Genomic DNA, 11,452 nt, shown 5'->3' with positions numbered 1-11,452 from the left:
CGAACGCATTGCCACAAAGATCCGACAAGAAAATGGGAGAACTGACATGACCATCCTACCGAGAAGCAAGACCAGAGCGACGATGCTGGCAGCCGTGCTGCTGGCCACCAGCGCCTTCTGGGCACCGGCCACGTTCGCGCAGGACAGCAAGCCGCTGGTCATCGCACGCAACATCGACCTCAACTCGCTCGACCCGCACCGCGCCTTCTGCGACACCTGCCAGATCTACAATTCCAGCGTCTATGAATCCCTGCTGACGCTCGACAAGGACAACAAGCTGATCCCACTGCTCGCCTCGAAGTGGGAAGGCAATGCCGACCAGAGCAGCTTCACCTTCACACTCGACCCGGCCGCCAAATTCTCGGACGGTTCGCCGGTTGAAGCCAAGGACGTCAAATGGTCCTGGGAGCGGCTGAAGAACCTCAAGGGCAGCGCCTCGTTCCTGATGGACAATGTCGCCTCGATCGAGACCCCGGACGCGCATACGGTGGTCGTCAAGATGGTCGCGCCGAGCTCCGAATTCCTCAACATCGCGGCGGCGCCCTACGCAGCGGTCGTCAACAGCAAGGTTGCTTCCGAAGCCGGCGCCAAGGCCGATGCGGAAGCCTCGACGACAGACAATGCCGAGGCCTGGTTCCTGGCGCATTCGGCCGGCAGCGCGCCGTTCGTGCTGAAATCCTATGAGCCCAATTCGGAGCTGCGGCTGGCACGCAACGACAAATACTGGCGCACGGCGCCGGCGCTGAGCGAAGTCGTCATCCGCCAGACCAAGGATGCGGTGGCGCAGGCGCAGATGCTGCAGAGCGGCACCGCCGACATCGCCATGCAGATCGACCCGGATACGGCCAAGACGATGACGGGCAGCGACGTGAAGATCGAGACCGTGCCGTCCTACAACTTCATCTATGTAGCGCTGTCGCCGGGCGCCAAGGCCAACAAGGTTCCGCTGACGCCCGAAGTGCGCGAGGCGATCTCGCTCGGCCTCGACCGTCCGAGCATCCTCGACTTCACCATCGGCTCCGAGGGCCAGTTGATCAGTGCGCCGATCCCGCTCGGCTTCCCCGGCGGTTCGGGCTTCGAGGCGCAGCCCTATGACGTCGCCAAGGCAAAGGAACTTCTGGCCAAGGCCGGACACGCCGACGGCTTCGAGATGGAAGCGGCGTTTCCCGGCATGAACGTCTACGGCGTCGACCTGTCGCTTCTGATGCAGAAGGTTCAGCAGGATCTGGCCAAGATCAACATCAAGCTCGATCTGCAGCCGATCCCCTTCGCCAACTGGCGCGAACGCGTCAATGGCGACGGCATCCCGATGACCGCGGTGTTCTACGCGCCGGACTATTACGGCACCTCGCAATACATCGATTATTTCGCCATGACCAAGGGCAGCCCGTGGGCACGCCGCGCCGGCGCGGAGCGCGACCCGTCGGTGCTCAACCCAAAGGAAGCGGATATCTACAAGGCAGCCCTCGCGGCGAGCGGCGACGAGGCTGCCAAGCTGTGGCACCAGGCCGGCGAGGAGATGATCAAGGACAGGATCATCCTGCCGCTGATCAGCCCGAACCTGATCCTGGCCTACAAGTCGGACGTCAAGGGCGTGCGCTACAGCGCCTGCTGCAACCTGCCGCTGGCGGAACTCAGCCACTGAGCGAAAGATGCGGGAGGCGGCCTGACGCCTCCCGTTTTCTCATCCTGGACGATCAGCAAATCCTGTTCTTCCAGCGCCAAACTCAATATATGATATATCAATGTACGGAGACCTCGCTATGCCTTCCCTGATCAACTCCAAGGACCAGTTGCTGCGCGAGCGTGCGGCCTCGGTCATTCCGGGCGGCATGTGGGGACACATGGCGACGCGCTATCTCGGCTCCGCCTATCCGCAGTTCTTCGAGCGCGCCGACGGCTGCCGGGTCTGGGACGTCGATGGGCGCGAATACATCGACCTGATGTGCAGTTGGGGGCCCAACATCCTCGGCCACCATCACCAGGCCGTCGAACAGGCAGCCGAGAAGCAACGTCGCCTGGGCGATGCGATGAACGGCCCGGGTGAAGTTCTGGTCGAGCTGGCGGAGTTGCTGGTCAAGACCGTCGCGCATGCCGACTGGGCAATGCTGCAGAAGAACGGCACCGACGCCACCACGGCCTGCGTGACAATCGCGCGTGCCGGCACCGGCCGGCGCAAGGTGCTGGTCGCGCGCGGCTCCTATCACGGCGCCGTGCCGTGGTGCACGCCTTCGCTCGCCGGCGTCACCGCCGAGGACCGCGCCCATCTCATCCATTTCGACTACAATGACGTTGCCGGCCTTGAGGCAGCCGTCGAGCAGGCCGGCAGCGATCTTGCCGCCGTCATCGTCACAGCTTTCCGCCACGACATCGCCCGAGATCAGGAATTGCCGACAGCCGCCTTCGCCAGACGGGCGCGCGAACTGACTACCGCCGCCGACGCGGCACTGATCGTCGACGATGTCAGGGCCGGCTTCCGCATCGACCTCGCCGGCAGCTGGGAGCCGCTCGGCGTACGGCCGGACCTTTCCGCCTTCTCGAAGGCTATCGCCAATGGTTATCCGCTGGCCGCCATCACCGGCACCGACCGGTTTCGCGAGGCCGCGACCAAGATCTATGTGACGGGTTCGTTCTGGTACGGCGCCGTCGCCATGGCCGCCGCGATCGCCACCATCAGCACGCTGCGCGATACCGACGCCATTGCCCGCATGACCGAAGCCGGCGACAGGCTGCGCTCAGGCCTCGACGCGGCAGCGAAGAAGCATGGCCTGTCGTTGCGCCAGACCGGTCCGGTGTCGATGCCGATGGTGCTGTTCGACGACGATGCCGAGTTCAAGCTGGCCAATGCCTTCTGCTCGGCCGCCTTGCGCGAAGGCGCCTATTTCCATCCCCGGCACAACATGTTCCTGAGCGCCGCGCACACCGCAAAAGACATAGATCTCGCCCTGCAGGCTGCCGATGCGGGCATGGCTGCCGCGGCGCAGGTGGCGTGACCGGCGCCGATGCGGTTCGGAGAAAAAGTTCGTTCAACCGGCGGCCGACACCAGTCGGCCGTTCTGCGCCGCGCGGCGCAGTTCCTCGGGCGTGACCGCACCGTCGTTCAGCCGCTCGAGCACCTTGACCAACAGGCGGCCGCCTTCGATCATGTCCTGCTGAATGCCCTTGCGCACGCCGTTCTCGTCACGGGCGCGCAGCGCGTCGAGAATATCGAGATGCCGGTGGCGGCCGTCATAGGTCGGCCTCGCGTGCGGGTATTGATAGTTCACCAGCGGTCCGTTGCGCAGCCAGATGCCCTCGATGATGGCCAGCAACTCCGGCATTTGCGCCGCCTGGTAGATCGAGTGATGGAATTCCCAATTGTCGCGGACGGCTTCGAACCAGCGGCCATTGTCCTCGTTGGCAATCAGCTTGTCATGCACCGCGGCCAGACGGTCGATCTCGCGCGGCTCGATGCGCGTCGTTGCCGCGGCACCCGCCATGCCTTCGAGATGCAGCCGGATGCTCCGCAGTTCCAGATACTGGGCCAGCGACAACTGGGCGACGGTGATCGAACGGCCCGCCTCCATCTCCAGGCCTTTTTCGCGCACCAGCTGCATCAGCGCCTCGCGCACTGGTGTCTCAGACACCTGAAGGCTGGCGGCGAGGTCGCGGATCTTGAAGCGATGGCCCGGCCAGAAACGGCCTTCCATCATGGCGCGGCGAAGCTCCTCGTAGACACGCGTCGTCAGATTGTCGCGCGCGATCGGCGCGATAGAAGCAGTCACATCCGCTCTCCGTTCTTGCAGTCGCGCAGGCGGCGCCTGCGTCGCGTGGGCTGTGTATATGATACCACGAATGGCCTGACCACCGACATGAGACAAGCCGCCCCGAAACCGGCAGACATGAGACGGGTAGCATGACCAGGTCGATGCCTTCCCTGCTGTTCGGCGCCATTGCCGACGATCTGACCGGCGGCACCGAGCTGGCGTCGATGCTGGTCGCGCGCGGCATTCCAACAGGATGCACGGTCGGACTGAGTGCGCCGATCCCATCAGGCAATCTTGCCCACGTGATCCTGCTGAAGACCCGCGTCATCGCGGCCAGCGATGCGGTGCGCCAGGTGCTGGAGGCCGCGGACCGGCTGGTTGCAGCGGGCGCGCGGCAGATCTTCTTCAAATACTGCGCTACCTTCGATTCCACGCCCGCCGGCAATATCGGCCCTTGCGCCGAGGCGCTGCTCGAGCGGCTTGGCGGCGGCGTCACGCTGTTCACCCCGGCGCTCTGCGAAACCGGCCGCACCGTTTATCAAGGGCATATGTTCGGTGGCGTCCAGTTGCTGGCAGAGTCGCCCAAGCGATTCGATCCGCTGACGCCGATGACCGATTCCAATCTGGTTCGCGTGCTGCAGACGCAGAGCAAGGGCAAGGCAGGGCTGGTGCCCTATCTCATTGTCGATGCGGGCGCCGTGGCGATCCGCAACGCCATACGAGAGCACAGTGCGCGCGGCGAGACGCTGCTGGTCACCGACACGGTCCGCGAGCGCGACCTGGCGGCGATCGCGGAAGCCGCCTTCGACCTGCCGCTGATGACCGGCAATTCCTCGGTCGCGGCGCATCTGCCGCCGGCCTGGCTGGCGCATGGGCTGGTGAATTCAGGCGACCTCGTTGCCGCCAGCCTGCCGGCCGTAAACGGCCCAGCGGCGGTGCTGGCCGGCAGCGTCGCCGATCGCACCATCGAACAGCTCGAGCGTTTTGCGCAGAACAATCCAATGCTGACGATCGATCTTGCCAGCGCCTTCGCCGGCGCCGATGTCATGGCCGAAGCGCGTGCCTTCGCCCAGCGGCATTTGCCCGGCACGATGATCGCCATTGCCACGACAGCGCCGCAAGCGACGGTCGAAGCGCTGCAGCAGGCGCACGGCCGCGATGTGGTGGCAGCAAGGGCGGAAGAGATCCTGGCCGGGATTGCACAGATTCTGGTGCGTGAACTCGGCGTCCGCCGGCTCGTCGTCGCCGGCGGCGAGACAGCCGGTTCGGTGGTCAAGGCGCTCGGCATCGACCGGATCGCCATGGGCGCCTATGAGGGCCCGGGACTGTCGCGCGCCATCGCCCACCTCCCCGACCTGCCATCCGATCCGCTGGCGCTGATGCTGAAATCGGGAAAGCTCGGCGGCCCGGATATTTTCGCCGACGTCCTGCAAGACATGACACGGGCGACCACCGTCGCGCCGGCGATCGATATATGGCCACCGGCAAAACCTGTCATGCGGCCAACCACAGGAAAGGCATCGTGATGGATACCGAGACTGCACGCGCCAGCCTGATCACCGCGACGCAGACGCTGGACGCTAGTGGGATGAATGTCGGCACCACCGGAAACATCAGCGTGCGCACGACAGCCGGCATGCTGATCACGCCGACGGGAATAGCCACGAGCGCCTCGCGGCCGGAGCAGATGGTGGCGATGCAGCTCGATGGAGCCTGGGACGGTGCGTTCAGGCCATCGAGCGAATGGGAAATGCACGCCGAGATCTACAAGGCCTTTCCCGAGGCCGGCGCCGTCGTCCATGCCCATCCCGACCATTGCGTGGCGCTATCGTGCCTGCGCGAGGGACTGCCGCTGTTCCATTACATGGTCGCGGGTTTCGGTGGCGATGATGTGCGCTGTTCGGACTATGCGCTGTTCGCGTCAAGCGACCTGGCCAAGGTTGCCGTCGTCGCGCTCAAGGACAGGTCGGCCTGCCTGCTCGCCAATCATGGCATGATCGCTTTCGGCGGCGATCTCGACATAGCGCTCATCCGCACCATCAAGCTCGAAACCTTGGCGCGGCAATATCTGCTGGCGCGCAGCGCCGGCACGCCGGTGCTCATCGAGGGCAGCGAACTCGCCGCCATTCGCGGGCGCTACAAGAGCTACGGCCAGCAGAAATAACCGGCCGAGCAATTCCAGGAAAAGTGTGAAGCGGTTTTCCCGGGAAAACCGCATAGCGCTTTCCCTTGGGAATAGCGCCAAAACAAGGAACGGCTCTTCGCGCTCTTGAAGTAGAGAACCACTCAGTCGACCCCACAAATGCGACGAGGGCTGTCACGCTCCGTGAAAGATCAGGCGGGGATCGGTTCGGCGGCAGGCGCATAGACGCTGACAGCCCCAGTGCCGACCAACTGGTAGATGGTCTCGGCGCTGTAGCCGAGCACGTCGGCCAGCACGGCAGCTGTGTCCTGGCCCAGCATCGGTGGCGCGGTGAAGTCGGCGGTCAACTGCGCGGCAAGTCCCTGCGCCGGGCGCACCATGGCGACGGAACCGAGATGCGGATGCGGCAAGGTCTGAACGAGGCCACGTTCGCGCACATTGGGACTATCGAAGACTTCCGGTATCGATTTTACCGTGCCGGCCGGCACGCTGGCGGCGGCACAGGCCGACATCCAGTGATCACGCGGCTTGGTCTTGAAGACGGCGGTGAGGTGCGGGATCAGCGCCTCGCGGTTGGTGGCGCGCGCCCCTGCCTTGATGAAGCGCGCATCCCCAGCCAGATGTGGCAGATCAACGACCTTCTCGCACAGCGCCGCGAACTGGCGGTCATTGCCGACCGCCAGCGCAAAGCTGCCATCGGAGGCTTCGAATATCTGATAGGGAACGACCGTCGGATGGGCATTGCCGTATCGGGCGACCTCTCGGCCGGTGTTGAGATAACCGCTGCCGACATTGATCAGCAGGCTGAGCGCGCAGTCGATCAGCGACAGGTCGAGGAACTGCCCCTTGCCGGTCGTCGTTCGCTCGAAAAGCGCTGCCAGGATCGACTGCGTGGCGACCATGCCGCAGACGATGTCGGTGATGGCGACGCCGACACGCATCGGCTCGCCATTGCTCTCGCCAGTGATGGCCATCAGGCCGCTTTCGGCCTGCATGACGAAATCATAGCCGGGCCGTCCGGCATCGGGGCCGGTCTGGCCGTAACCGGAGATCGAGCAATAGATCAGCCGTGGGTTTGAGGCACTGAGCTCCTTGAAACCAACGCCAAGGCGATCGGCGGTGCCGGAGCGGAAATTCTCGACGACGATGTCGGCCTTCGCCGCCAGCTCGCGCACGATGGCCAGCCCCTGCGGGCTCTTCATGTCGAGCGCGATGCTCTGCTTGCCGCGATTGGCGCAGAGATAGTAGGTCGAGACACCCTTGTAGCTCGGCACCGACCACGCCCTGGTGTCATCGCCGCCGTCGATGTTCTCGATCTTCCAGACTTCGGCGCCGAGATCGGCCAAGCTCATCGTCGCCCACGGACCGGCCAGCACGCGCGAAAGATCGAGAACCTTGATGCCTTCGAGCGGCAGGCGCCCACGGCCCGCCGTGCTGGCATCGTCAGTTTGGGCTTCAGTCACGATAATATCCTTCGTGGGTACAGCAATCGTGAGGACCGGTCAGACAGCCTTTAAAGTGTTGACCGGCTCCGGGAAATGACAGGCGACCCGATGCGAACCGCCAGGCGGATCGAGCGGCGGTTCGACGGCAGCGCAGATCGCCTGCGCCTTGAAGCAGCGCGTGCGGAAGCGGCAGCCTGACGGCGGGTTGAGCGGGCTCGGCACGTCACCGGTCAGCACGATGCGCTCGCGCCTGCGCTCCTTCTCGGGATTGGCGAGCGGCACCGCCGACAGCAGCGCCTGCGTGTAGGGATGCAGCGCACTGGAATAGAGCTCGGCCGCGGGCGCGATCTCGACGATCTTGCCGAGATACATCACCGCGGCCTGGTGCGAGATGTGGCGCACGACGGACAGATCATGGGCGATGAACAGATAGGAGGTGCCGAAGGATTGCTGAATATCCCTAAGCAAATTGAGCACGCCAGCCTGCACCGAAACGTCGAGCGCCGAAACCGGTTCGTCGAGGATCACCACTTGCGGGTTGAGGGCCAGCGCGCGGGCGATGACCACACGCTGGCGCTGGCCGCCGGACAGCTCGTGCGGATAGCGCTTGCCGTGATCGGGATTGAGCCGGACGAGTTCGAGCAGTTCGGCGACGCGCGCGCGGCGGTCGGCCGCCGACATGTCGCTCATGCGCAGCGGCTCGGCGATGTTGTCGGCGATGCGCATGCGCGGATGCAGCGACCCGTACGGATCCTGGAAGACCAGCTGGATGTAGCGCCGCATCAGGCGCATGTCTTCGTGATTGAGCGCGAGCAGGTTCTGGCCCCGGAACCAGCTTTCGCCGCTGGTCGGCTCGATCAGCCGCATCAGGCAGCGCCCGAGGGTCGACTTGCCGCAACCGGATTCACCGACGAGGCCCAGCGTTTCGCCGGGGGCTACGTCGAACGAGACATCAGCGACCGCACGGACATGGGCAACGGCACGGTCGAAGACGAGGCCGCCGCGAACCGGAAAGTCCTTGACGAGATGGCGTACCGAAAGCGCTGCCGCCGGCTTGGTTTCGACTTGAATTTGCTCCGCTGCGCTCATGGGCTCACGCTTCCATTGTCCAGGCTGGCCGCCACCAGCGCAGCGCTGTGGAAGGGCGGCAAGGTCGTCGCGAAATGGCAGGCCGAGAACCGGCCGCCAATATCGTGCAAAGGCGGATCCTCGGTCCGGCAGCGTGCCTCGGCATAGATGCAGCGCGGATGGAAGGCGCAGCCGCCCGGCAAGCGGCCAAGTGCGGGCGGCGAACCGTCGATCGAGAACAGCCGCTCGCGGCTTTCCTCGAGGTTGGGGATCGAGGCAATGAGGCCGCGCGTGTAGGGATGGCGCGGGTCGGCGAACAGCTCGGACACGCCAGCCTGTTCGACGACGCGGCCGGAATAGACGACCGCGACGCGGTCGGCATGACCGGCGACGACGCCGAGATCATGGGTAATCAGCACCAGGCCAAGGCCGAGCCGCTCCTGCAGCGAACGCAGCACCGACAGGATCTGCGCCTGCACCGTGACATCGAGCGCCGTGGTCGGTTCGTCGGCGATTAGCAAATCGGGATCGTTGGCGACGGCCATGGCTATGACCGCGCGCTGGCGCATGCCGCCGGAGAATTCATGCGGATACTGGTTCACCCGGCGCTCCGGCTGCGGGATCGCCACCAGATTGAGCAATTCCACCGCGCGCGCCATAGCCTGTTTGCGGGTGACGCGCTGATGCAGCCTGACCGCCTCGGCGATCTGGGCGCCGACAGTCATCACCGGGTTTAGCGAGGACAGCGGGTCCTGAAAAATCATGGCTATCCGCGCGCCCCTGATCTTGCGCATTTCGCGTGACGATTTGCCCACCAGTTCGTCGCCGTTGAAGCGGACCGAACCGGTGACCACCGCATTCTTCGACGTCAGGCCGAGCGCGGCGAGCATGCCAACGGACTTGCCCGAGCCGGACTCCCCGACAATGCCGACCACTTCGCCCTTGGCGACGTCGAGGTCGATGCCGCGCACCGCTTCGAACTGATCGCCCGCCCGTCGGAAGCCTACCCGCAGGCCGCGTATGGACAGAAGCGGCTCGCGTTCGGCTGCCTTGTCGACTGCGCCCGGTGGCGCTGAAGATATCTGTGCGCTCATCGCTTAATCCGACCTTGGATCGAGAATGTCGCGCAAGCCGTCGCCGATGAAGTTGAAGCCGAGCACGATGGTGAGGATGGCGACGCCGGGACCGAAGGCGATCCACCATTGGTAGAAATGGACGGCGCCATCGGAGATCATCGACCCCCATTCAGGCGTCGGCGGCGTGGCGCCGAGCCCGATGAAGCTGAGCGACGCGGCAAGCAGCACGACCTGGCCGAGATCCATGGTCGCGCTGATCAGCACCGGGGTCCAGCAAAGCGGCAATATGTGCGTGAACAGCACGCGTCGAGGCCTGGCGCCGGCAGCGATCGCCGCCTCGACATGCTCGCGCTCCTTCACCTCCAGCACCTGCGCCCGCATCAGCCGGGCGTAGACCGGCCACCAGACCAGCACCATGGCGATGGCGGCATTGCCGAGGCCGGGGCCGAGCGACGCCGCGACGGCCATGGCCAGCAGCATCGGCGGAAAGGACAGAGTGACGTCGACAAGCCGCATAATCGCCGCGCCGGTCAGGCCGCCGACGAAGCCGGAAATGGCGCCGAGCAGCGAGCCGATGATCACAGCGGAGACGACGACCAGTACCGCGATAGGCAGCGAATGCGCGGCCCCGTGCAGAGTGCGGGCCAGCACATCGCGCCCGAGTGCGTCGGTGCCCAGCCAGTGCGCCCAGCTCGGCGGCTGCAGCCGGCGCGCCACCATTTCGAGCGGATCGAACTGCACGACCAGATTGGCGAACACGGTCATGAACAGCCAAAACAGGATGACGATCGTGCCGATGACCAAAGGCGCGGTCAGCCATTCGGGAATGGCGGCGGAGCGGGATTTGGTGACGACCGTCGACATCAGCTTAATCTCACCCGCGGATTGGCCACGACATAGAGTATGTCGGTGATGAGATTGGTGACCAGGAAGGCGAGGCCGCCGACGATGGTGACGCCGATGATTGCCGGGAAGTCGAGCGCGCGTGCCGCCTCGACGGCATAGGAGCCCATGCCCGGCCAGGAGAAGATGGTTTCGGTCAGCACGGCGCCGGTGATCAGATAGGCGAAGGAATAGCCGATGACGGTCAAGGTCGGCACCATGGTGTTGCGCAATGCGTGGACAATGACGACGCGGAATTCGCTGGCCCCCTTGGCGCGCGCGGTGAGCACGAACTCGCGGCTCATCACATCCAGCATGTTGGCGCGCACCAGCCGCGATATGGTGCCGGAAACCGTCCAGCCGAGCACGAAGGCCGGCAGAAGCAGATGCCAGAGCGCGTCCCTGAAGACTGTCCAGTCGCCAGCCAGAAGCGAATCGATGGTCAGGAAGCCGGTGATGCCGGGCGGCAATGCCAGGCGGGCATCGACCCTGCCCGGCCCCGGCAGCCAGTTCAGCATGACGGAGAAGATGAACAACAGGCCGAGCCCCGACCAGAACACCGGCAGCGAAGAGCCGAACAAGGCGAACAGCCGCGCGCCATGGTCAATCAGGCTGTTGCGGAAATAGGCAGCCAGCACACCAAGCACGATGCCGAGCGTGGTGCCGAAGATCATCGCAGCGAAAACCAGTTCGAGCGTTGCCGGCAAGCGGTAGAGAATGTCGGTGCCGACATTGCGCTTGGTGATGAACGAGGTGCCAAGATCGCCGCTCAGCAGATTACTGAGATATATCATATAGCGTTCCGGCAAAGGACGATCGAGACCCCAGCGCGCCTTGGCGGCGGCCACCACTTCGGGGTTGCTCATCTGCTGTTCGGCGACAATCGCGGTCAGCGGATCGCCCTTGGTCACCGTGGTGATCAGGAAGGCAATGGTGACGATGCCGAGCACCAGAAACGGCATGGCGATAAGCCGGCGCAAAATATAGCGAGACACGTGGCTACCTTCACAAGGAGGGGCTTCGTAAGATGGCACAAGGCGCTTGGAGATGCCATCAAGGGAAGCATATTGACAGTGGGTGAAAGCGCCTGTC

The 11,452-nt window shown here is 64.6% G+C and carries 10 protein-coding genes; 4 read left to right on the top strand and 6 right to left on the bottom strand.

Annotated elements, in window-relative coordinates:
• Positions 1-82: 82 nt before the first annotated feature.
• Both NKJ11_RS22085 and NKJ11_RS22080 read left to right on the top strand, forming a co-directional pair.
• A complete protein-coding gene (locus tag NKJ11_RS22085) occupies positions 83-1,645 on the top strand; it encodes an ABC transporter substrate-binding protein (protein ID WP_164892841.1) in 1,563 nt (520 codons plus the stop codon).
• 118 nt (positions 1,646-1,763) lie between these two features.
• Complete coding sequence (locus NKJ11_RS22080) at positions 1,764-2,993, top strand: aminotransferase class III-fold pyridoxal phosphate-dependent enzyme (RefSeq protein WP_352794275.1); 1,230 nt, start codon at positions 1,764-1,766, stop codon at positions 2,991-2,993.
• A 33-nt stretch (positions 2,994-3,026) separates the two neighbouring features.
• Here NKJ11_RS22080 and NKJ11_RS22075 read toward each other — a convergent pair whose 3' ends face one another.
• Positions 3,027-3,764, bottom strand: a complete 738-nt coding sequence (locus tag NKJ11_RS22075) for a GntR family transcriptional regulator (protein WP_127289852.1) — start codon at positions 3,762-3,764, stop codon at positions 3,027-3,029.
• A 131-nt stretch (positions 3,765-3,895) separates the two neighbouring features.
• On the opposite strand from NKJ11_RS22075, the gene otnK reads away from it, so the two are divergent.
• Both otnK and NKJ11_RS22065 read left to right on the top strand, forming a co-directional pair.
• Positions 3,896-5,272 (top strand): 3-oxo-tetronate kinase, encoded by a 1,377-nt coding sequence (otnK, locus tag NKJ11_RS22070; RefSeq protein WP_352612472.1) that lies wholly within the window; start codon positions 3,896-3,898, stop codon positions 5,270-5,272.
• Complete coding sequence (locus tag NKJ11_RS22065; RefSeq protein WP_352794274.1) at positions 5,272-5,910, top strand: class II aldolase/adducin family protein; 639 nt, start codon at positions 5,272-5,274, stop codon at positions 5,908-5,910. The genes otnK and NKJ11_RS22065 overlap by 1 nt, the downstream gene beginning before the upstream one ends.
• Positions 5,911-6,080: 170 nt before the next feature.
• Here NKJ11_RS22065 and NKJ11_RS22060 read toward each other — a convergent pair whose 3' ends face one another.
• The 5 genes from NKJ11_RS22060 to NKJ11_RS22040 are packed head-to-tail and all read right to left on the bottom strand — an operon-like array spanning position 6,081 to position 11,355.
• Complete coding sequence (locus tag NKJ11_RS22060; RefSeq protein WP_352551173.1) at positions 6,081-7,352, bottom strand: CaiB/BaiF CoA transferase family protein; 1,272 nt, start codon at positions 7,350-7,352, stop codon at positions 6,081-6,083.
• Positions 7,353-7,391: 39 nt separating this feature from the next.
• A complete protein-coding gene (locus tag NKJ11_RS22055; RefSeq protein WP_352794273.1) occupies positions 7,392-8,423 on the bottom strand; it encodes an ABC transporter ATP-binding protein in 1,032 nt (343 codons plus the stop codon).
• On the bottom strand, positions 8,420-9,496 hold the full coding sequence (locus NKJ11_RS22050) for an ABC transporter ATP-binding protein (protein ID WP_352794272.1): 1,077 nt from the start codon (positions 9,494-9,496) through the stop codon (positions 8,420-8,422). Before NKJ11_RS22050 ends, NKJ11_RS22055 begins: the two co-directional genes overlap by 4 nt.
• A 3-nt stretch (positions 9,497-9,499) precedes the next feature.
• Positions 9,500-10,342 carry an ABC transporter permease gene (locus NKJ11_RS22045; protein ID WP_352794271.1) on the bottom strand — a complete coding sequence of 281 codons (843 nt, stop codon included), beginning with the start codon at positions 10,340-10,342 and terminating at the stop codon, positions 9,500-9,502.
• Positions 10,342-11,355, bottom strand: a complete 1,014-nt coding sequence (locus NKJ11_RS22040; protein WP_352794270.1) for an ABC transporter permease — start codon at positions 11,353-11,355, stop codon at positions 10,342-10,344. The genes NKJ11_RS22045 and NKJ11_RS22040 overlap by 1 nt, the downstream gene beginning before the upstream one ends.
• Between the last annotated feature and the right edge of the window lie 97 nt (positions 11,356-11,452).

The organism is Mesorhizobium sp. M0243 (genome assembly GCF_040321775.1).
GTDB lineage: Bacteria > Pseudomonadota > Alphaproteobacteria > Rhizobiales > Rhizobiaceae > Mesorhizobium.
This window is presented reverse-complemented; position numbering and strand designations above follow the sequence as displayed.